The sequence below is a fragment of the Kitasatospora gansuensis genome, from assembly GCF_014203705.1.
Lineage (GTDB): Bacteria > Actinomycetota > Actinomycetes > Streptomycetales > Streptomycetaceae > Kitasatospora > Kitasatospora gansuensis.
Genome location: NZ_JACHJR010000001.1, coordinates 7,808,640 through 7,829,819 on the forward strand (window position 1 = coordinate 7,808,640; position 21,180 = coordinate 7,829,819).

Below are 21,180 nucleotides of genomic sequence, written 5' to 3' on the forward strand. Positions count from 1 at the left end.
TGATGGACCTGCCCATGCCCAGGGTCGCCACCCGCGAGGAGTGGCTCCAAGCACGCAAGGAACTGCTGGAGAAGGAGAAGCAGCTCACCCGGCTGCACGACGAGGTGGTCGCCGCCCGTCCCGAGCTGCCGATGGTCAAGGTGGACAAGGAGTACGTCTTCCACGGCCCGCAGGGTGAGCTCTCGCTGCCGGACCTGTTCGAGGGGCGGCGGCAGCTGATCGTCCGTCACTTCATGTTCGGCCCGGACCAGGAGGAGGGGTGCATCGGCTGCTCGATGCAGGCGGACTCGGTCGGCCACCTCTCCCACATCAACGCCCGCGACACCACGTTCGTGATGGTGTCGCGGGGACAACTGCCCAAACTGGAGGCGTTCAAGGCCCGGATGGGCTGGACCATCCCGTGGTACTCCTCCTTCGGTTCGGACTTCAACGTGGACTACCACGTCACCACCGACCAGGGTGAACTGCCGGGCGTGAGCGTCTTCATGACCGACGGGACGGACGTCTTCCACACCTACTCGATCTACGACCGGGGAGGTGACATCTTCAAGAACTTCTACAACTACCTCGACCTGACCCCGCTCGGCCGGCAGGAGGCCCAGCTGGAGCAGCCGTGGGACTGGTGGCGGCACCACGACAAGTACGGCGACGAGAACGCCGCGACCGCCGGGGTGAACTGGTGGAACCGCACCGACAAGTTCGCCACCTGATGACCCGCCACCTCTGGCTGGTCCAGCCACCGGCCCTGGCCGGCGCCGCGCTGCTGGTGCTGGCCGGGGGCGGGATCGGCTGGCGGGCGCACCAGGCGACGGGCGCGGGGGTGGGGGTGCTGGCCGGGATGGTGGCGGCCGGGGCGCTCGCCGTGCTGGTGGAGCGGGTGCGGGGGTAGCGGCGGGCCGGGGCCCGGGTGTCGTGGGGACGGCACCCGGGCTTCGGCATGTCCGGGTCCGGTGAACCGCTGTGCGGCGGTGCGATTCCTTCTGCGGCCGGCCGGGGTCTGTACCCGTACAGCATCGCCGTCGCAGAACGAGGAGCAGTCAATGTCCAACCAGCAGCTGGCCGGTAGCACCGCCATCGTGACCGGCGCCAGCCGGGGGTTCGGCCGGGCCACCGCGACCGCGCTCGTCAAGGCCGGGGTCGAGGTGGTCGGGGTGTCCAGGGACGGTGCCGCGCTGGAGGAGCTCCGCGCCGAGCTCGGCGACGGCTTCGTGCCGGTGGTGGCCGGGGTCACCGACCAGGCGCTGGTGGACCGGCTGATCTACACCTACCGGCCGCGCACCCTGGTGCTGAACGCCGGCGCGACCCCGGTGATGGCCCCGATCCAGGAGCAGACCTGGGACAGCTTCCAGGGGAACTGGGAGGTGGACGTCCAGCAGACCTTCCGCTGGGTGCGGGCGGCGCTGCTGCTGCCGCTGGAGAGCGGCAGTACGGTGATCTCGCTCTCCAGCGGCGCCGTGGTCAACGGCTCGCCGCTGAGCGGCGGTTACGCGGGCGCCAAGGCGACGGTCCGGTACATCTCCGCGTACGCGGCGGAGGAGTCGGCCCGGCAGGCGCTGGGCATCCGGTTCGTCTCGGTGCTGCCCAGGCTGACGCCGGAGACCGGCCTCGGGGCGGGCGCGGTGCGGGCGTACGCCGACCGGCAGGGGGTGGACGTGCCGACCTTCCTGGACGCGTTCGGGCCGACCCTGAGCCCGGAGTCGGTGGGCGCGACCCTGCTGGAGCTGGCGGCCGATGACGGTCTGCGGCACCCCGGGTACCTGCTCGGGCCGCAGGGGCTGAAGCAACTCTGAGTCCGGGCGCGGGAGTTGTCAGTGGACGGCGGCCTCCTGCGGGTCATGGACGGGCTCCAGCCCGAAGGGCCGGAACAGCGTCGGGTCCAGGAAACCGGAGATCCGCGCGATCCGGTTCCCGGCCAGGGTGAGCACGGTGACCGAGTGGGCGTGGTGGCGGCCGTCCGGGCCGAGCCGGTAGAGGCCGAAGGCGGGCTGGCCGTTGGCCCGGGTGGGCGTCAGCCGGTACTGACCGGGGGTGGTGAGCACCTGACTCGCGAAGAACCGGGCCACCGTCTCCCGGCCGCGGAACCAGGTCGGGTACGGCGGCATCTCGGCCACCGCGTCGTCGGTCAGCAACGCCAGCAGGGCCTTGATGTCGGCGTTCTCGAACGCGTGCAGATAGCCGTCCAGCAGCTCGCGCTGGTCCGGGGCCACGGCGTCGGTGACCTCGTCCTCGGCGGGCGCGAGCCGCTCCAGCTGGCCCCGGGCCCGCTGGAGCGCGCTCTTGACCGCGGGGACGCTGGTGCCGAGCAGGTCGGCGACCTCCCCGGCGGGCATCGCGAGCACGTCGCGCAGGATCAGCACGGCCCGCTGACGGGGCGGCAGACACTGGAGCGCGGCGATCAGCGCGAGCCGGAGGCTGCCCCGGGCGGCGACGATGGCGGCCGGGTCGGCGGGCGGCGCGCCCCGCAGCGCGTCGGGCGCGGGCTGCAGCCAGGGGAACTCCGGCAGCGCGGGAGCCAGCGGGGTCCGCGGCCGTTCGTTCGGGCCCGCGAGGCCGGACGGCAGCTGCCGGCGGTCGCGGCGCTCCAGCGCGGTCAGGCAGGTGTTGGTGGCGATCCGGTAGAGCCAGGTGCGCAGCGAGGACCGGCCCTCGAACGCGTGGTACGAGCGCCAGGCCCGCAGATAGGTCTCCTGCACCAGATCCTCGGCGTCGTGGATCGAGCCGACCATCCGGTAGCAGTGCGCCAGCAGTTCCGTCCGGTACTGGTCGGAGATCTGCTCGAAGTCCTCAACGATCATGCCGTTCAACATACTTGAGAGCGGGGCCGCGGTATGCCGGTTTCGCCACCCCACTGGCATATGCCCACTCTTGGGGCCGGTCAAATCGCGGTGGGCGGATGGGTTTTGACGGGCGTTCGGTCCGCTCGAAGAGAGCAATTTAGGAGACAGCGGCCCTGCGTGGCCCTGGCAGCATCGGGTTGCTCGGGAATGTCCGTCCATGGCGAAGGAGTCACTTCCATGACCGAACAGCAGGTTCCGGCGGCGCGCGTTCCGCTGATCGACGAGGCCGATGCGACCGGAAGGACCGCGGAACTCTACGACCTGATCAAGAGCAGGACGGGCCTTCCATTCGTGCCCGATATGTTTCGGCTGGTCTCCACCCGGCCGGATCTGATGGAGGTTCTCATCACCGGCTACACCGGGGTATTCAGCGACGGAGTGCTGCCCCGGGCCACCCGAGAGATGATCTCGGCCTGGAGTTCGAAGGTGAACGGCTGCCCGTACTGCGTGGGAACCCACAACTGGTTCCTCTCGCAGTTCGGCGGCAGCGAGGAACTCACCCACGCGATCGCCACCGCCGACAAGCCGGGCGAACTCCCGCTGGACGAGAAGCACCTGGCGCTGATGGAGCTGGTCACCCAGGTCTGCACCGGTGCGTACCGGATCACCGACGAGGAGTGGGACCGGGTCGCGGCGGCGGGCTGGAACAACGACGAGATGCTGGAAGCGGTCTTCACCGCCGGGCTGTTCGCCTTCATCAACCGCCTGGTGGACGGCTACGGTCTGGGCAGCTCGATGACCCGCAGCCGGGTCGCCAGCCAGTCCGACTCCGGCGCGGACGGGACGGCCGGCTGATGGCCGCGTCCCGGGCGGTGCTGCTGACCGGCGCCTCCTCCGGTACCGGGATGTCCTCCGGCACCGGCCAGGCCGCCGCGCTCCGGCTGCACCGGGCGGGCTGGCCGGTGTACGCGACCGGGCGCAACCTGGAGGCGCTGGCGCCGCTGGCCGCCGAGGGGATCCAGGTGCTGTACCTCGACGTGACGGACGAACAGTCCATGGTCGAGGCCGTCGACAAGATCACCGCCGAGCACGGCGCGGTGGGCACGCTGATCAACAACGCGGCCTACAGCCTGAACGGCACGATCGGTGAGACGCCGGTGGAGGAGGTGCGCCGGCAGTTCGAGACCAATGTCTTCGGGCTGTCCCGGCTGACCCAGCTGGTGCTGCCCGGGATGCGCGCCCAGGGCACCGGCCGGGTGGTCATGATGTCCTCGATCTTCGGTCAGTTCGCCACCCCGGGCCGGGGTTACTACCAGGCCACCAAACACGCGCTGGAGGCGATCGGCGACTCGCTCCGGCACGAGGTCTCGCGGTTCGGCATCAAGGTGGTGCTGATCGAGCCCTCGCCGGTGCTCGGTGGATTCGTGCCGATGTCGGTCGCGGACCTCGGGATGTCCGGACAGGAACGCGACGGCCTTTACGACGAGTTCTGGGAGTACTTCGTCGACTGGCACGGCGCGTACCGGGAGACTGACAAGCCGACCGGTCGCGGTCGAATGGCCGTTCGGGCCGAGACCGTCGCGAAGGTCATCGAGCAGGCGGTGAGCAGTGCCAACCCGAAGATCCGGTACCGGATCGGGGTGCCCTCTCGATTGCTGCCCCGGATGCGCTGGACAATCGGCGATCGCATGTTCGAGAAGTTCGTGCGCGCTTTCTTCCCGATCCCCTGAGAGAAAAGCTCATTTCCCGAGACCATGTCCCGATCTGAGACTCCCCGAAGGAATGGCGTGACCGAAGAGTTCGAAACCCCCGGTCTGGCCCGGGCCATGGACTACCTGCTGGGCGGCGAGGCGCACGGCCCCGCCGACCGGGAAGCCGCCGACCGGGCCTGCGCGGCCTGGCCGACCGGCGACCTGCGGGCCGAACTGCGGTCCGCCCGGGCCACGTTGGGCCGGATGGTGGCCCATCTGGTCGGCGAGGCGGGCCTGGGGCAGCTGCTGCACATCGGGGCCGGCCTCCCCACCATGCGCAACACCCACCAGGTCGCCCAGCGGATGGCTCCGGCCACCCGGGTGGTCTACGTCAGCCGGGACCCGGGCGTGGTGGCGCACGCCCGGCACCTGCTCCGGCAGCAGCCGAGAAGCCCAACCGCTTATGTGCACGGCGAGTTGGGCGACCCGGATCGGATTCTCCGGGACGCTGCCGGGGTACTGGACCTGTCACGCCCGATCGGGCTGGTGCTCTTCGGCGGACTGCACTTCGTGCCCGGCGCGGACGACCCGGCCGGGCTGGTGCAGTTGCTGGTGGACGCGGTCCCCTCGGGCAGCTGGGTGGCCTTCGGACACCTGGCCACCCACGAACGGGACCACCTGATGGACGCCGCGATGGAACGGATCGTGCCGGACTGGAGCGGTCAGATCGTCCGCCGGAACCGGGCGGAGGCGATGGCCCTGCTGGACCGGAGCCTCGAACTGGAGGACCCGGGCATGGTGCTGTCCACCGAGTGGCGCCCCGAGTCATCGGCCGCCCCGACCGGGTCACCGGCCATGTGGTGCGCGGTCGCCCGCAAACCGTGAAACCGAAGCGCAGACCGACGGATTGAGGAGCCACCGTGCACAGAAGGATGGTCCAGTCCTCGTTGCGGGGGCTCTCGCTGCTCCAGGTACGCCACGTCAAGCCGGTCGGGTTCGATGCGGCCCGCGACGGCGTGGCCCAGGTGTACCGCGAACTGGAGCGGGACTTCGGCGTGTTGGCCCCGCCCATCGCGCTGCACTCGCCCGCGTTCGGCCCGCTTGCGGCGAGCTGGCTGATGCTCAGGGAGCCCATGCTGGTGGCCGGGGTGGCGGCGCGGACCACCAAGGAGGCGGTGGCCGCGGCGGTCTCGGTCGCCAACGAGTGCCCGTTCTGCATCCGGATGCACAGCGCCATGCTGCACAGCCTGGCGCCCGGGAAGGACAGTGCGGCGATCCGGGAGGGCCGGCTCGACCAGGTCGCCGACCCGGCGGTCCGCGCGGTGGCCGACTGGGTCCGGGACGGTGCCGTCCGCGACACCGCCGCGAAGACCAGGTTCCCGTTCGCCGCCGAGCAGGTGCCGGAGCTGCTCGGATCGGTGGTGATCATGCACTACCTGAACCGCATGGTGAACGTCTTCCTGGGCGCCATGCCGCTGCCGCCCGGCGCACCGGAGAGCTCGCTGCGGCCGGTCATGAAGGTGCTCACCTGGCTGCTCCGTTCGGCGGCCCGGGCCGAGCCGAAGGCAGGCGGCACACTGGGCCTGCTGCCGGCCGCGGCGCTGCCCGCGGACCTGGCCTGGGCGGCGTCCAACCCGCAGATCGCGGCAGCCTTCGCCCGAGCCGCGGCCGCCGTGGAGCTGGCAGGACGGGCCGCGCTGCCGGACGGCGTACGGGAGTTGGTGCTGGACACCGTGGACGCCTGGGACGGGCGCCCGCCCGGCCTCGGCCGGGGCTGGGCCGACGCGGCGGTGGAGACCCGCCCCGCCGAGGAGCGCCCGGCCGCCCGGCTGGCCCTGCTGACCGCGCTCGCCGCCTACACGGTGGACGAGACGGTGGTCGACGCCGCCCGCGCGGCGGGTGCCGACGACGAAGCGCTGATCGGCATCACGGCCTGGGCGAGCCTGACCGCCGCCCGTGCGGTGGGTGCCTGGATGTACCAGCCCGAGTGACCTGAACTGCCGCCCGGCACCATCCAGTTCGATTCGGATTCCCCCGGACCCGTACCGAAGGAGAGATGTCTTGCAAGCCGCAGTCGAGCGTGCGATCGCGACGATGTGGGACCGCTACGAGGAACCACTCTCGTTGGACGACATCGCGGACACCGCCATTCTGAGCAAGTTCTATTTCTCCCGGGTGTTCCGGACCCTCACGGGGACGTCACCGGGGCGGTTCCTGTCCGCGATTCGGCTGCTGAAGGCGAAGCACCTGTTGCTCAGGACCGAACTGAGCGTCACCGACATCTCCTACCAGGTGGGTTACAACAGCCTCGGCACCTTCACCAGCCGGTTCACCCGCAGCGTCGGGCTCTCCCCGGGGCGGTACCGGACGCTGGCCAGGACCGGGATGCCGGTCGCCCCCCGGGCGTTCCGGTCGGCGGCGGCCCGGCGGACCTGCGAGGTGCGTGGCTCGGTGGGCTCGCCCGAGGTCGGCTTACCGACCCGCATCTACGTCGCGGCGTTCACCGATCCGATCGTGCAGGGCGAGCCGGTGGCCTGCGACATCCTCGAGGGCCCGGGCGAGTTCGTGCTGTCCGGGATCCAGGAGGGCGTGTGGCACCTGCGGGCGGCGGTGGTCTCGGTGTACGACGTCGAGCCGCAGCCGTGGAAGCGCAGCCCGCTGTTCATCGGCTCCAGCCGGCCGCTGACGGTGCGGGCGGACCACCCGATCGAGGTCGATCTGGAGACCCGCGAGTTCTGCCCGTTCGACCTGCCGATCCTGCTGGCGCTGCCCGAGCTCGACTGCTGGCAGCTGCCGCAGCCGGAGCTGGCGGCCGGGGCGATCGGTCTCACTCGGGGCTGAACTGGCCTACTTTATAGGATAGTTGGCGTATCTTGACGGCACGTGGCAGCTGACGGGCAGTGAGGTCAGGTAATGTATAACGATGTTATGGCCCGGGCGGAGGCGTCCGGGTCCACCACGTGACACGGAGGCTGATCCTCATGCCACACATCGCGTTGCCGGCCCCGATCCCGGGCATCCGGGGCCTGATGGAGACCAAGCCCGCGTCCGGCCGCCGGCTCAGCGAGTTGGCGGAGCAGTTGCTGCGGGGCGAGTCCCCGCTGAGCGTGGGCGAGCGCGAGCTGATCGCCGCCTACGTCTCCGCCCGGAACGGGACCAGGTTCTGCACCGGCGCGCACGGCGCCGCGGCCGCGCACGCCCTCGGCGGCGACTTCGCACTGGTGGAGGCGGTCCGGCAGGACGTGACCACCGCGCCGGTCGACGAGCGGCTGCGCGCCCTGCTGATGCTGGCCGGCCAGGTGCAGACCGGCGGCCTGGCGGTCACCCCGGCCGACATCGAGCGGGCCAGGGCGGCCGGCGCCGACGACGAGAGCATCCACGACACGGTGCTGATCGCGGCGGCCTTCTGCATGTACAACCGCTACGTCGACGGCCTGGGCGCGATCACGCCCGAGGACCCGGCGCTGTACGACGAGATGGGCGAGGCCCTGGTGGCCAAGGGCTACCTCGGCTGACCGCGCCGCTGCCACGGCTGAGGCCCGTACCCGACCGGGTACGGGCCTCAGCCGTGTCGACGATCCGTCAGCCGAGCTTCTTCAGCCCGGCGCCGGTCAGCAGGTAGCCGGGGGCCACCGTGGCGGCGTCCGCCTGCACCAGCTCGATCACCGCGGCACCGGCCTGCTCCGGGGAGAGCAGCGGGCCCAGCTGCTGGACGTACTCCTCCTCGGAGCGGTTGTCGCGGGCCGCGTACGCCCGGGCCGCCGCCTGGCCGAGGCCGGTCAGCGGGGTGATCCGGGGGAGCACCGTGGTGAAGCTGATGTCCAGCCCCGCCCGGTCCGCCTCGTCCTGGGCGTAGGCCGTGATGAAGCGCTGGGTGGCCTTGGCGCCCGCGTAGCCGCCGCTGAGCGGCGAGCCGGCCAGTGCGGCCCCGCTGCTGAACACCACCACCCGGCTGCCGGGCCGGAGCGGGGTGAGCAGTGCCTCGCGCAGCCAGTGGAACGAGATCCGTACGTCGCTCTCCCAGTTGGCCGAGAAGGTCTCCCAGGTCTGCTGCTGCAGCGGCCGCATGTGCGGGGTGGCGCCGGCCACCAGGACGACGGTCTGCGGCTGGTGGCGGTCGATCAGATCGGCGACCACCGTGGGGTCACCGGCGTCGGCGGTCTCCGCCTGGATGCCGCCCGCGCCGTTGGCCGGCTCGGGGAAGACGGTCGCGGTACGGGACACCGCGACCACCGGGGCGCCGGCCTCGGCGAAGGCGGTGGCGATCCCGTGCCCCAGACCGCGGCTGGCACCGACGACGATGGTGGTCCGGCCGGACAGGTCGCTCATGAGGTCCTCCAAGTGGTGGGAATCTGCTCGGTCATGACGGTACGTCAGAGAAGTCCGCACCTCGGGCCCCGACCCGCACAGGGGGTCGGGGCCCGAGGGGCTACCGGGTGGTGCAGCCCCACTCTTTGAGGGCCCGGCGCTGGATCTTGCCGACCGGTGTGCGGGGGATCTGTTCGATGAACTCGACCTGACGGATCTTCTTGTACGGGGCGACCCGGTCGGCGACGAAGGCCATGATCTCCTCGGGCGTGGCCGGCTCCCGGGTGACCACGAAGCCCTTCGGGATCTCGCTGGCCTCCTCGTCCGGCACCCCGATCACGGCGGCGTCGGCGATCTTCGGATGCGTCATCAGGACCGCCTCCAGCTCGACCGGGGAGACCTGCTGGCCCTTGTACTTGATCAGCTCCTTGATCCGGTCGACGATGAACAGCTCGCCGTTCCGGTCCACGTAGCCGAGGTCGCCGGTGTGCAGGAAGCCGTCCGGTTCGAGCACCTGCCGGGTGGCCTCCTCGGCGTTCAGGTAACCCTTCATCACGTGCGGGCCCCGGATCAGGATCTCGCCGTTCTGGTCGCGCCCCAGCTCCTCGCCGGTGCCGATGTCGACGATCTTGCACTCGATGTTCGGCGAGTTCCGGCCGACCGAGCCGGGGGCCTCCGAGTGGTCGAGCTGCATGAACGACACCAGCGCCTCGGTGAGGCCGTACCCCTGGCCGATCCGGCAGCCGAGCCGCTCGCGGCAGAGCCTGGCCGTCTCCGGGTCCAGCGCGGCGCCGCCGGAGACGATCTCGCGGACCGAGGAGAGGTCGTAGCGGTCCACCAGCGGGCTCTTGGCCAGCAGGACGGCGATCGTCGGCACCACGTACAGCCGGGTGATCCGGTGCTCCTCGATCGCCCGCAGGTACGTCTCGGGGTCGAAGCGCGGCATGGTCACCAGGGTGGCGCCCTGGAGCAGGCTGGCGTTCATCACCATGATCAGGCCGAAGGCGTGGTGGAAGGGCGGTACGGCAAGCACCTTCTCGTCCGCGTCGAGCGGTGCGACCAGACTGGTCTGGAGCACGTTGGCGATCATGTTCCGGTGCGTCAGCATCACCCCCTTGGGGTGACCGGTGCTGCCGCTGGAGTGCAGCAGGGCCACGGTGTCCGCGGCCGGGTCCACCGTCACCTCGGGCGGCGGGCCGTCGGTCAGCAGCGCGGCGAAGGGCGTGGCGCCGTCCGCCTTGCCCAGCACGATGATCTCCTCGACCGGGGTGCCGAGCAGCAGCTGCTGCGCCTTGTCCAGCTCGGTCGGCGAGATGACCAGCAGCCGGGCGCCGGCCTCGTTCAGGTGGGCGGCGAGGTCGTCCACCGTGTCGAGCGGGTTGAGCAGCACCACGGAGCCGCCCGCCAGCGCCGCCGCGTGGAAGGCGATCGGGTAGTCGGGCAGGTTCGGCGCCAGCATGGCCAGCACGTCGCCGGTCCGGAAGCCGCGGGCGCGCAGCCCGTCGGCGGCGCGCCCGATGGCGTCGGCGAGCTCCCCGTAGGTGTAAGCGTTCGCGCCCGTGACGTCCACGGTCGCCACCGTGTCGGCGTGCTGCTCGGCCCGTTGCAGGATGAAGGAGGTGAACGAGGTCTCGGGCACGTGCACCGGCGGGTGCGGGCCGGTGAAGATCATGAGGCCACTTCCGCCCGACTGTACGTGCTCAGGCCGGGCTGGTAGCTGCGCTTCTCGAACTGCTTCAGCGCGACGTTGATCCACTCGTTCCCGGTCAGCCGGGAGAGCTCCCAGAGCTTGGCCTGGTCGTAGTCGATCGCGGCCGGCAGGTCCACGGTCCGGTTGTGCTCGTAGACCTGCTTGGCCAGCGCCAGGGTGACCGGGTTCTTCTTGACCAGCTTGCGGACCAGTTTGTCGGTCGCGGCGTCCAACTGGTCAGCCGGTACCGCCTTGTTGACCAGCCCGTACTTCTCCGCCTCCGCTCCGGTCAGGGTGTCGCCGGTCAGGATGTAGTAGAGCGCCTGCTTACGGGAGAAGTTGTGCGCGGCGGCCCAACTGGCGCCGCCGGCCGGGAAGATGCCGAAGTTGATCTCGGAGAGACCGAACAGCGCGGTCTCGGAGGCGATCGCCAGGTCGCAGATCCCGGTGACCAGGACGCCGCCGCCGAACGAGAAGCCGTTCACCTTGGCGATGGTCACGGCCGGGAAAGCCTTGAGCCGCTTGAACCAGTTCAGCGCCACCAGGTTGGTCCGGTAGAACAACTGGGGGTCCTCGTACGGCTTGAGGAAGCACTCCTCCAGGTCCATGCCGGAGCTGAAGCTGTCACCGTTGCCGGTCACCACGACGACCTTGACGTCCCCGGCCTCCTCGATCGCGTCCAGGGCCTGGTTCATGTCCTGGTGCATCTGGGGGTTCATGGCGTTCTTCTTGTCCGGCCGGTTCAGGTAAATCGTGGCGGTGGGTCCGTCGATCTCCAGGTTGATCGTGTCCAGCTCGATCATGTTCTGGCCCTCTTTCCTCTGCCGCCCGGGCGGCGCATTTTCACTGGATGCCGGTTTTACATCGTGAGTATGCGGGGAATGCGGGCCGGTGCTACTACTCCTGAATTGCCCAGCAGCCGAAGGGAGTTGACTACCAGCAGCGCACCGATAAAACCGTCGTGGGCCGGCCGCCGAAATGAGGAGTGGGGAATAGCGGCGACGGACAGCTCCCCAGCATGACCCGCCCGGCCCGCAGCAGTACACCGCACGATGGAAGTAGTCGGCCGCCGAGGGCGGTTCGGACACTGAGGGGGCGTGGGTGGGTGTCCCATGTCCGGCCCTGTCCCTCAGTCGGCCGCCGGTCCCGGTCGAGGAGGCCGCATGCACAAGACTTCGGACGAGCGGTGACCAGCGCGGGTGAGCCGTCCCGGCACGAGAACGCCGGACCGCTGCTCTACCGGTGGCTGCGGGAGAACGACTCGCGCAGCCACACCGAGGCGGCGCAGGCCCTGGGTCTGGACGCCCGGGAGGCGGCGGTGGCCTGGGCCGAGCTGCGCGCGCTGCGGCTGGTCAGGCCCGGATCGGCGATCGGCGAGACCGACCTGGTGGAGCCGGACACCGCGCTGCTCGGCCTGCTCGGCACCCTGCGGCAGAAGCGGGCCGTCCTCAGCTCGCACTGCCAGGAGTTGACCTCGATCGTGAGCGCCACCGAATCCCTGCTGGAGCGCTACCGGCCGGCCGCGGCCCGGCTGACCGAGCGGATCGAGGTGGAGGTGGTGACCGGCCTCCGCAACCAGCAGCGGGTGCTGCGGGACTTCGCCGAGCTGCCCCGGACACAGAGCCGCACCCTGCACGCCGACACGGTGCCGTCGAAGACGATGAGTCAGACCCTGAGCAGCTTCCTGACCGAGAAGGGCCGGATGGTCCGACGCGGGGTCACGGTCCGGGCGATCTACCCGCAGGGCTTCAACTCGGCGCGCTGGCAGTGCAAGTACCTGGCCGAGGTGCGGCGGGTCGGGGTGGAGCTGCGGCTCGCCCCGCAGGTCCCGTGCAGCCTGGTGATCGGCGATCTGGACGTCGCCCTGCTGCCGCCGCGGCCCGGCCGGCTCGAGGACCCGCTGGTCGTGATCCGCGGCGCGGCGCTGGTGCGGACGTACGCCGCGCTCTACGACGACCACTGGCTGCGGGCCTTCCCGTACCCCGGGCCCGCCGAGGTGGCCGCCGGCTCGCCGGGCGACTGGCTGACCGAGCAGCACCGCACCTCGCTCCGGCTGCTCGCCAACGGGCTGACGGACGAACGGATCGCCCGGTCGATGGGCGTCTCCGTCCGTACCGTCAGCCGCCTGGTGTCCGAGGTGACCCGGCACCTGGGCGCGCACAGCCGCTTCCAGGCCGGGGTGCTGGCCTGCGCCCGCGGGCTGGTCTGACGCTCGCTCTGACTCGGTGTCAGTGCTGGAGCGCCAGCCGGATGCCGAAGGCGATCAGCAGTGCCCCGGTGGACCGTTCGATCCGCTGCCGGACGGCCGGGCGGCGCAGGAAGGCGCCGAACCGGTCCACCGTCACGGTGTAGAGGGTGAACCAGAGCAGGTAGAGCAGCACGAACACGGCGGACAGCTGCAGCGCGCTGGCCAGCGTGTGCCGGGTGTCGGGCAGGAACTGCGGCAGGAAGGTGACGAAGAACAGCGCCACCTTGGGGTTGAGCGCGTTCGACAGGAACCCCTGCCGCAGGCACTGCGCCCGGGGGAGCGAACGGTCGCCTTCGGAGCCGTCGCCGTCCTGAACCCGCTTGCGGGCGCTGCGCAGGGTGGCGATCCCCATCCACACCAGGTACACCGTGCCGATCACCTTGAGCACGGTGAAGGCGGTGACCGAGGCGAGCAGCAGGGCCGAGATGCCCAGCGAGGCTGCGCTCACGTGGACGCTCAGACCCAGCATGCCGCCGGTCATGGTGAGCAGCCCGGCGGACCGGCCGCCGACCAGGGCGTTGCGGGTGATCAACGCCTGGTCGGGGCCCGGGATCATGATCAGCAGCAGCGCCGCGACCGCGAACGTCAGCACGCGGCCGCCTCCACCGTCCGCAGCACAGCGGCCCGTTGCCGCTCGCGGAAGTAGAAGTGCCCACCGGGGAAGGTCCGTTGCTGCACCGGCTGCACGGTGGTGTGCTCGGCCCAGGCCGCCAACTGCTCGGCGGACACCACGTCCTGCTGGCCGCCGAGCACGGTGATCGGCACCGGCAGCGGTGACCGGGGTTGCCAGCGGTAGGTCTCCACGATCCGATAGTCGGCCCGGACACAGACCGCCGTCAACCGGCGCAACTCGGCGTTGGCGAGCACCTCCTCGGGGATGCCGCCGTGCCGCCTGGCCACCTCGGCCAGCAGCTCGTCGTCGGGCAGCCGGTGCAGCTGGGTGCGCTCCCGGGGCAGGTGCGGCGCCGGATGGCTGGACAGGATCAGCCGCTCGGGCAGCGGCCGCCCGGCGCCGCGCAGCGCCTGGGTCAGCTCGTACGCGACCAGGGCGCCGAGGCTGTGCCCGAAGAACACGTACGGCGGGGTCAGGTCGAGCCCGGCCAGCAGGGTGCGGACCAGTTCGGACATCGAGGTGTGCGGCGGCTCCGCCAGCCGGGAGCCCCGGCCCGGCAGCTGGACCGCGCAGACCGCGACCTTGCGCAGGTCCCGGGCCCACCGGACGTACTCGGCGGCCGAACCGCCGCCGTGCGGAAGGCAGTAGAGCGTCCGGGCGGCTTGGTCGGCGCCCGGCGCGCGGATCGCCCAGCGGGGTACGGAGGGTGCGTCCATCCCGCTCACCCCGCCGCGACCGGGTCGGTGGAGCCGGTGAGCCGGGCCGCCAGCCGTTCGACGGTCGGGTGGTCGAAGATCTCCCCGGGCCGGACCTCCCGTCCGGTGTGCGCGGTCAGGTCGGCGCTCAGCACCAGGGTGGTGGCCGAGTCGACCCCGAGCTGCTCCAGCGGGATGTCCGTGCCGATCTGCTCGGGGGCGACGTCGAGCAGGTCCGCCAGGTACTCCCGTAGCCAGTCGGTCAGTTGCTGCCGGGTCATGCCGTCTCCTCGCTTCCGGCGGTGCCGGTCTCCGGCTGGTCGTCCAGGGGCGTGGCCGGGCCGAGCAGCGGCTCCAGCCAGCTGTCGAGCGCCGCCACGGTGGGGTGCTGCAGGATGACGCCGACCGGGACCTCGGTGCCGAAGGCGCGGTGCAGCGCCGCCGAGATCCGGGCGGCGAGCAGCGAGTCGCCGCCGGCCTCCAGGAAGTCGTCCGCGAGGTCCACCTGGCTCAGGCCGAGCACCGCGCGGTAGATCTCGACGATCTTCAACTGACGGTCCGTCCGGGGCGGTTGGGCGGCCCGGCTGCGGCCGGTCCGGCGCGCCCCGGCCTTGGCCAGGGTGCCCCGGTCGACCTTGCCGGTGCGGCTGAGCGGCAGCCGGTCCAGCGCGAGCAGCCGGGTCGGGACCATGTGCTTGGGCAGCCGCTCGGCGGTGTACTCCCGCAGCGCCTCCCGGTCGAACCGACGGGTGGTCAGCGGCCCCTGGGCGGCGATCACGTCGAAGCCGACCGAGGCCGGGCCGTCCTCGGGCCTGGTCAGCGCCGTGCTGTCGGCGAAGCCGGTGGCGGTGAGCAGCTCCGCCCACTGGCCGCGGTCGAGCAACGGGTGTCCCCAGCCGCGCAGTTCGGTGTCCTCGTACCCGTCGAAGCCCTGCTGGAGGCCCATGGTGAGGTCGAACCACGGGTGGAAGGCGGTCTGTTCGACCATCAGCAGGGTGCCGCCGGGCGCCAGCACCGACCGCAGGGTGTCCAGTCCCGGGCCGATCCGGCGGATGTCGTGCAGCACGCTCGCCGCGATCACCAGATCGGCCTCCAGGCCCTCGTGGCCCTGGAGTTCGGGCGCCTGGTCGAGGTTGAACAGGCCCGGGCGGAGGAACCCGTACTCGCCGAAGACCTCGCGGGCCCGGTCGGTGAAGTACGGCGAGATGTCGGTGAACAGGTACTCCGTGCGGTCGGCCGGCAGCAGCGGCAGCAGGTGACGGGTCAGCGTGCCGTAGCCGCCGCCGACCTCCAGGACGCGCAGCGGGCGGTCCGCGGGCCAGTCGGCGACCAGGCGGGCGACGGCCTCGGTGGCCACGGCGTAGGCGGGCCCGAACAGCCGGGCGTAGACCTCGGGGGTGCGGTCGGAGGCGTACAGCTCGGCGGAGTGCAGGGACTGGGTGAGGATGTCCGCCAGGCCGTCGGCCAGCGAGAGCATCCAGTCGATCAGGTCGTCCGGGACCTCCAGGGTGGTCCGCAGCGCCTCCCGGGCGCCCGCCGCGACCTGATCGGTGATCAGCGACGGGAAGGTCCCGGCCACCTCCAGCCCTTCGGGCGTCCGGCGCAGCAGCCCGTGCTCGCAGAGCACGCCGACGGCGCGGGCCAGCCAGCGTTCGTAGCGCGGGGCCACCCCGGCGGCCAGCGCGGCAGCCGGGTCGAAGCGCTCGCCCGGGGTGTGCGGCAGCCCGAGGGCCCGGAAGGCGGTGGCCGCCGCGGCCACGTACACCTGGTCCAACGCGCCCCAGGCGGTGCGCAGTTCGGCACTGTCCGGTCCGGGTGCGGGCAGCTCGGCGGTCGCCCGCAGGGCGCGGCGACATCGGTCGGTCTCGGCCGGGTCGGCCGTACCGGTCACCAGCAGCGAGCCGTCCGCGCGGTCGGGCACCACGAAGCCGAGCAGCTTGGCGCCGCCGCCCTCGTCGGCGGACTTCACCACCACGGCGGACTCCACGCCGGGGTGCCGGCCGAGCACCGCCTCGATCTCGCCGCACTCGATCCGGTGCCCGCCGATCTTGACCTGGCCGTCCCGGCGGCCGAGGAACTGCAGGACCCCGTCCGGGAGATAGCGGCCGAAGTCGCCGGTCCGGTACAGCCGCGCGCCGGTGACGGGGTGCCGGACGAAGCTCGCGGCGGTCCGCTCCGGATCGCGCCAGTAGCCCCGGGCCAGGCCGGTTCCCTCGATGTACAGCTCGCCCGGCACCCAGACCGGGCAGTCCCGCAGCTCGGCGTCGAGGACGTGGAAGGCCTGGTTCCGCAGCGGCCTGCCGTACGGGATGCTCGGGGCGTCCGGGTCCACCTGATCGGCGGGGTGCCAGTTCGACCAGATCGACGCCTCGGTGGCGCCGCCGAGACCGATCACCTGGGCGTCCGGCCAGAGCGCCAGGATCCGGTCGGGCAGGTCGAGCGGGATCCAGTCGCCGCTGAGCAGCACCAGTCGCAGTGCGGCCGGGATCCGGTCGGCCTGCTCCAGGTGCTCGACCAGCATCTGCATCTGGGCGGGCACCGAGTTCCAGACGGTGACCCCGTGACGGTCCATCAGCTCGGCCCAGTGGGCGGGTTCACGGCGCTGGTCCTCGTCGGGGAGGACGAGGGCGGCGCCGGCCGCCGTGCTGCCGAAGAGATCGTAGACCGAGAGGTCGAAGCCGAGGTCGGCCAGCCCGAACAGCCGGTCGTCCGGGCCGACCTGGAACCGTTCGTTGATGTCCAGGACGGTGTTCAGTGCGGCGTGGTGCTCGATCATCACGCCCTTGGGGCGGCCGGTGGAGCCGGAGGTGTAGAGCACGTACGCGAGGTCGGTGGGCTCGGCCCGGTCCGTGGTGACCCCGGTGGCGGCGGGGAGCAGTCGGGGAAGACCGGCCGGCCACTCCAGGCTCTGATCGAGCGTCGGGTCGGTGACCACGGCGAGCGCCTCGCCGCTCTCGAACAGCTCGGCCCGGCGGCGGGCCGGCAGGGTGGGTCCGACCGGCAGGTAGGCGGCCGAGGCCAGCAGCACGCCGTGGGCGGCGGCGACCTGGTCCGGGCCCTTGGGCAGGGTGACGGCGACCAGCCGGTCGCGCAGCGGCCCGGCGCCGAGCCCGGCGATGCCCTCCGCCACGGCGGCCGCCTGCTCGGCGAGTTCGCGGTAGCTGACCGAGCCCGCGCCGTGCAGGACGGCGGGCCGATCGGGGTGCGCGGCGGCGCCCCGGAACAGGGCCTCGTGCAGCAGACCGCCCGGCGCCTCGCCCGCGGTGTCGTTGGCGCGCTCGCGGACCGCCAGCTGATGGGCCGGCAGCGGGACGGCGAGACCCTCGTCCCAGGCGGCCGGCTCGGCCAACCGCCGCACCAGCGCGCAGTACACGGCGAACATGTCGTCGAGCACGCCCTCGGGGAACAGCTCCTCGACGGCGTCCCAGGTCAGATCGAGCGAACCGGTGACGTCGAGCACCTGGTGGTCCAGCCAGATCTGCGGGGTCTGGCTCAGCCGGTAGCTGATGTCACCGAAGTACTCCATCGGCCCCGAGGCGTCAGAAACGGTGCCGAGCCCGCTGGTGAACACCACCGGCATGCCCTCGAAGCCGGTCTGCAGCCCGCGCCGGCGCCGCTCCCGCAGGGTGTGCAGAGCACTCACGTAACGGTGCCTCAGGTCCTGCTGCAGCTGGGTCTGGGTACGGGCGGCCAGCTCGGCCAGCGGCAGGTCGCCGGTGGTGTCCATCTCCAGCAGGCAGATCGAGGTGAAGTCGCCCACCACGCGCCGCAGATGGGGATGGACGGTGCGGTGGCCGCGCTCGTTCTCGGCGAGCAGCAGCGGCAGCCGGTTGAAGACGGTGAGGTTCAGGCTGAACCTCGGGGTGCCGCTCCAGGCCGCCAGCACCTCGGCGAACACGGTGGCCAGCACGGCGGTCGGGGTGAGCCCGCGCTGCTCGGCGAGCTGCTGGAAGCGCTGCCACTCGGCCGGCGGCAGGTGGTACTCGCGGTGCGTGAAGCGGGGCTTGTGGATCTGCACCGGCGGTTTGGCGAGCGGGAGTTCGGGCGGCGGGGCGAGCGTCTCGGCCCGGGAGGCCCAGTAGTCCAGCGAGCGCTTGTAGCGCGGGGCGTCGGTGCCGTCCTCCAGGGCCAGCACGTAGTCCCGGAAGGTCACGTCGATCGGCGGCAGTTGCACCCCCTCGTCCTGGCAGAGCGCGCTCCACTCGGTGAACAGCAGCGTGATGCTGGCCAGGTCGACCATCAGCAGGTCCAGGCTGACGTGCAGCCGGTCGTGCTCGGCGAGCCGGCTCACCTTGATGTCGAACAGCGGCCAGACGGCCGGGTCGTAGACCCGCTCGGACATCTCGGCCCGGGTCGCGGCCAACCGCTCGGCCAGCACGGCGGGTTCGGCCGCCGACAGGTCCTCGAAGCCGACCTCGAACGGCGGCGCCTCGGGCAGCACCCGCTGGCGGCCCTCCTTGTCGACCACGGCTCTGAGCATCGGGTGCCGCTCCAGCAGGCGGCGCCAGCCGCGGGAGAGCAGGGCCGGGTCGAGCCGCCGGCCCTCCAGCTCGAAGTAGGCGTGCGGTGCGACGTTCCCGAGTACGAAGTTGGGGCCGCGGCCCACCCAGTACGCGTACTGGATCTCCGTCAGGGGGAAGGCCGCGTGAGCGTCGTTGGCCATGGGTACGCGCCTCCAGGGCGGTTCGGGTCGGGGAGGGGACCAGTCAAACAACCCGGAGATGGCGCAACAACGGATCGAGCCTGCCGGAACGCGCCATGTCCCAATCACGCCAACCGAACGCGCCGCCCACGCGGCCCGGGCCTAGCATCGTTGGTATGGGAGAGCGACAGTTCGCGCCCTTCGCGCCGCAGCTTGTACTGGAGACGGACGGCGACTCGCAGGTGATGAGCCCGAGCCGCACGTACCACGTCGGACGGGACCCCACGGGCGAGATCGTGCTGACCGACCCCCGGGTCTCCTGGCACCATGCCGTCCTGCACGCCGACGGCGACCACTGGACGCTGGACGACACCGGGTCCACCAACGGCACCTGGGCGTACGGCCGCCGGGTCAGCCACCTCGACCTCGCCCCGGGCAGCACCGTCCGGTTCGGCAGCGCCGAGGACGGCCCGTACGCGACCCTCAGCGCGCTGCCCGAGGCCCCCGCCACCGCGCAGGCGCCCTCAGCGCTGACCGCCATCACCGGCTCCTACCGGCCGCCCACCCGGGTTCGCCCGCTGCCCGCCAAGGTGACCCGGATCGGCCGGGCCACCGACAACGACCTGGTGCTGGCCGACCTCTCGGTCTCCCGCCACCACGCCGAACTCCGGGCCCGCCCGGACGGCCGGTACGAGATCACCGACCTGGACAGCCACAACGGCACGTACCTGAACGGCAGCCCGGTCAGCACCGCCCTGGTGGAGCCCGAGGACCTGGTCGGCATCGGCCACTCGATGCTCTGCCTGGTCGGCGACCAGCTGCAGGAGTTCGTCGACACCGGCGACATCGACCTGAACGTCGAGGGCCTGGTGGTCGAGGTCGGCGAGGGCAAGGTGCTGCTCGACCAGGTCACCTTCCCGGTCGGCCAGAAGTGCCTGCTGGCCGTCGCGGGCCCGAGCGGGGCCGGAAAGTCCACCCTGCTGAACGCCCTGACCGGCCTGCGCCCCGCCGACCACGGCACGGTGCGCTACGACGGCCGCGACCTCTACCGCGACTACGCCGAGCTGCGCCGACGGATCGGCCTGGTGCCGCAGGACGACATCCTGCACACCCAGCTCACCGTCCGCCGCGCGCTGCGCTACGCCGCGGAACTGCGCTTCCCCGGCGACACCGAGCCCGCCGAACGGGCCGCCCGGGTCGAAGAGGTGATCACCGAACTCGGCCTGGAACAGCGCGCCGACCAGGTGATCTCCAGCCTCTCCGGCGGCCAGCGCAAGCGGGTCAGCGTCGCCCTGGAGCTGCTCACCAAACCCTCGCTGCTCTTCCTGGACGAGCCCACCTCCGGCCTGGACCCCGGGATGGACCGCTCGGTCATGCACATGCTGCGCGACCTGGCCGACGACGGACGCACCGTCATCGTGGTCACCCACAGCGTGCTCAGCCTCGACCTCTGCGACCGGCTGCTGCTGCTCGCCCCCGGCGGGAAGATCGCGTTCTACGGACCACCCGGCGAGACCCTCGACTTCGTCGGCTTCGGCCAGTGGCCGGAGGCCTTCGAGGCGTTCGAGAACGACCGGGCCCGGGACTGGGCCGGCCAGTACCACGACTCGGACGCGCACCGCCGGTACATCGCCGACGCGATGGCCCGCCCGGCCCGCCCCGGGGCGGCCGCCGCACCCCCGGCGCCGGTCCGGCCGCCGCAGGGCTGGTGGTCCCAACTGGGCACCCTGGTCCGCCGCTACGCCACCGCACTGACCGCCGACCGGACCTTCCTGGCCGTCATGATCGCGCTGCCGTTCGTGATGGGCGCGATGGCCAGGGCGCTGGCCGGCAGCAAGCTGACCCAGGAGACCGCGCTCAACGGCCTGCTGATCCTGTGCGTCGGCGGCGTGCTCACCGGCGCCGCCAACGCCGTCCGGGAGCTGGTCAAGGAACGCACCATCTACCAGCGCGAGAGAGCCGTCGGCCTGTCCAGATCCGCCTACCTCTGGTCGAAGATCGTCGTCCTCGGCACCGTCACGGTCGCCCAGGCGGTGGTGCTCACCATGGTCGGCCTGGCCGGGGTGAAGCTCAGACCGCAGGGCGGCGGCGGGGTGGTGCTGCCACCGCTGCTGGAGATCACCATCGCGGTCGCGATGCTGTCCTTCACCGCGATGATGCTCGGCCTGCTGATCTCCGCCCTGGTGAAGAAGGAGGAGGTCACCATGCCGCTGCTGGTGCTGCTCGCCATCGTCCAGGTGGTGTTCTGCGGCGCGCTGCTCCAGCTGAACGGCGTCCCGGTGCTCAACCAGCTCTCCTATCTGATCCCGTCCCGCTGGGCCCTGGCGGCGATGGCCGCCAGCATCGACCTGCGCCAGGTGGTGCCCGGCAAGCTCACCCAGGACCCGCTGTTCGAGCACAGCCTCGGCGTCTGGCTGCTCGACCTCGGCATGCTCGCGGCGCTCTCGCTGCTGTTCGGCCTGCTGGTCGCCCGGCTGCTGCGCCGGCACGAGCCGGCCGTGATGCGCGGGTAGCGG

At 71.7% G+C, this 21,180-nt stretch carries 19 protein-coding genes; 11 read left to right on the top strand and 8 right to left on the bottom strand.

The window, feature by feature from the left end:
- Nucleotides 1–2 precede the first annotated feature (2 nt).
- The 3 genes from F4556_RS35115 (at nt 3) to F4556_RS35125 (ending at nt 1,790) form a co-directional block, all read left to right on the top strand.
- Nucleotides 3–710 carry a DUF899 domain-containing protein gene (locus F4556_RS35115; protein ID WP_246511180.1) on the top strand — a complete coding sequence of 236 codons (708 nt, stop codon included), beginning with the start codon at nt 3–5 and terminating at the stop codon, nt 708–710.
- The gene (locus F4556_RS35120) at nt 710–889 is read left to right on the top strand and encodes a hypothetical protein (protein ID WP_184923444.1); all 180 of its coding nucleotides are present in this window, start codon (nt 710–712) and stop codon (nt 887–889) included. Before F4556_RS35115 ends, F4556_RS35120 begins: the two co-directional genes overlap by 1 nt.
- A 151-nt stretch (nt 890–1,040) precedes the next feature.
- Nucleotides 1,041–1,790 carry an SDR family oxidoreductase gene (locus F4556_RS35125; RefSeq protein WP_184923446.1) on the top strand — a complete coding sequence of 250 codons (750 nt, stop codon included), beginning with the start codon at nt 1,041–1,043 and terminating at the stop codon, nt 1,788–1,790.
- 18 nt (nt 1,791–1,808) lie between these two features.
- Here the strand turns inward: F4556_RS35125 and F4556_RS35130 are convergent, their stop codons facing one another.
- Nucleotides 1,809–2,795, bottom strand: coding sequence for a sigma-70 family RNA polymerase sigma factor (locus tag F4556_RS35130; RefSeq protein ID WP_246511181.1), 987 nt, complete (start codon nt 2,793–2,795; stop codon nt 1,809–1,811).
- A 219-nt stretch (nt 2,796–3,014) separates the two neighbouring features.
- Here F4556_RS35130 and F4556_RS35135 point away from each other — a divergent pair, with 219 nt between their 5' ends.
- The 6 genes from F4556_RS35135 (at nt 3,015) to F4556_RS35160 (ending at nt 7,983) form a co-directional block, all read left to right on the top strand.
- On the top strand, nt 3,015–3,632 hold the full coding sequence (locus F4556_RS35135; RefSeq protein WP_184923450.1) for a carboxymuconolactone decarboxylase family protein: 618 nt from the start codon (nt 3,015–3,017) through the stop codon (nt 3,630–3,632).
- Nucleotides 3,632–4,507 (top strand): SDR family NAD(P)-dependent oxidoreductase, encoded by an 876-nt coding sequence (locus F4556_RS35140; protein WP_184923452.1) that lies wholly within the window; start codon nt 3,632–3,634, stop codon nt 4,505–4,507. The genes F4556_RS35135 and F4556_RS35140 overlap by 1 nt, the downstream gene beginning before the upstream one ends.
- Before the next feature lie 57 nt (nt 4,508–4,564).
- The gene (locus tag F4556_RS35145) at nt 4,565–5,353 is read left to right on the top strand and encodes an SAM-dependent methyltransferase (protein ID WP_184923454.1); all 789 of its coding nucleotides are present in this window, start codon (nt 4,565–4,567) and stop codon (nt 5,351–5,353) included.
- Nucleotides 5,354–5,388: 35 nt separating this feature from the next.
- The gene (locus tag F4556_RS35150; RefSeq protein WP_313069065.1) at nt 5,389–6,459 is read left to right on the top strand and encodes a carboxymuconolactone decarboxylase family protein; all 1,071 of its coding nucleotides are present in this window, start codon (nt 5,389–5,391) and stop codon (nt 6,457–6,459) included.
- A gap of 70 nt (nt 6,460–6,529) precedes the next feature.
- Nucleotides 6,530–7,309: a helix-turn-helix transcriptional regulator gene (locus tag F4556_RS35155; protein WP_184923456.1), complete on the top strand. Its 780-nt coding sequence runs from the start codon at nt 6,530–6,532 to the stop codon at nt 7,307–7,309.
- Between the two features lie 140 nt (nt 7,310–7,449).
- A complete protein-coding gene (locus tag F4556_RS35160; protein WP_184923458.1) occupies nt 7,450–7,983 on the top strand; it encodes a carboxymuconolactone decarboxylase family protein in 534 nt (177 codons plus the stop codon).
- 67 nt (nt 7,984–8,050) lie between these two features.
- Here the strand turns inward: F4556_RS35160 and F4556_RS35165 are convergent, their stop codons facing one another.
- The 3 genes from F4556_RS35165 to F4556_RS35175 form a co-directional block, all read right to left on the bottom strand.
- On the bottom strand, nt 8,051–8,797 hold the full coding sequence (locus F4556_RS35165) for an SDR family NAD(P)-dependent oxidoreductase (RefSeq protein WP_184923460.1): 747 nt from the start codon (nt 8,795–8,797) through the stop codon (nt 8,051–8,053).
- A gap of 100 nt (nt 8,798–8,897) precedes the next feature.
- Nucleotides 8,898–10,448: an AMP-binding protein gene (locus F4556_RS35170; RefSeq protein WP_184923462.1), complete on the bottom strand. Its 1,551-nt coding sequence runs from the start codon at nt 10,446–10,448 to the stop codon at nt 8,898–8,900.
- Complete coding sequence (locus F4556_RS35175) at nt 10,445–11,269, bottom strand: p-hydroxycinnamoyl CoA hydratase/lyase (protein ID WP_184923464.1); 825 nt, start codon at nt 11,267–11,269, stop codon at nt 10,445–10,447. The genes F4556_RS35170 and F4556_RS35175 overlap by 4 nt, the downstream gene beginning before the upstream one ends.
- A 383-nt stretch (nt 11,270–11,652) precedes the next feature.
- On the opposite strand from F4556_RS35175, the gene F4556_RS39630 reads away from it, so the two are divergent.
- Nucleotides 11,653–12,675: a helix-turn-helix transcriptional regulator gene (locus tag F4556_RS39630; protein ID WP_184923466.1), complete on the top strand. Its 1,023-nt coding sequence runs from the start codon at nt 11,653–11,655 to the stop codon at nt 12,673–12,675.
- A 19-nt stretch (nt 12,676–12,694) separates the two neighbouring features.
- On the opposite strand, the gene F4556_RS35185 is transcribed toward F4556_RS39630, so the two are convergent.
- The 4 genes from F4556_RS35185 to F4556_RS35200 are packed head-to-tail and all read right to left on the bottom strand — an operon-like array spanning nt 12,695 to nt 18,685.
- Nucleotides 12,695–13,306: a LysE family translocator gene (locus F4556_RS35185; protein WP_221503775.1), complete on the bottom strand. Its 612-nt coding sequence runs from the start codon at nt 13,304–13,306 to the stop codon at nt 12,695–12,697.
- A complete protein-coding gene (locus F4556_RS35190; RefSeq protein WP_184923468.1) occupies nt 13,300–14,043 on the bottom strand; it encodes a thioesterase II family protein in 744 nt (247 codons plus the stop codon). Before F4556_RS35190 ends, F4556_RS35185 begins: the two co-directional genes overlap by 7 nt.
- Before the next feature lie 5 nt (nt 14,044–14,048).
- Complete coding sequence (locus F4556_RS35195; RefSeq protein WP_184923470.1) at nt 14,049–14,303, bottom strand: acyl carrier protein; 255 nt, start codon at nt 14,301–14,303, stop codon at nt 14,049–14,051.
- Complete coding sequence (locus F4556_RS35200; RefSeq protein WP_184923472.1) at nt 14,300–18,685, bottom strand: non-ribosomal peptide synthetase; 4,386 nt, start codon at nt 18,683–18,685, stop codon at nt 14,300–14,302. Before F4556_RS35200 ends, F4556_RS35195 begins: the two co-directional genes overlap by 4 nt.
- A gap of 155 nt (nt 18,686–18,840) precedes the next feature.
- Here F4556_RS35200 and F4556_RS35205 point away from each other — a divergent pair, with 155 nt between their 5' ends.
- On the top strand, nt 18,841–21,177 hold the full coding sequence (locus F4556_RS35205) for an FHA domain-containing protein (protein ID WP_184923474.1): 2,337 nt from the start codon (nt 18,841–18,843) through the stop codon (nt 21,175–21,177).
- Nucleotides 21,178–21,180: the final 3 nt, after the last annotated feature.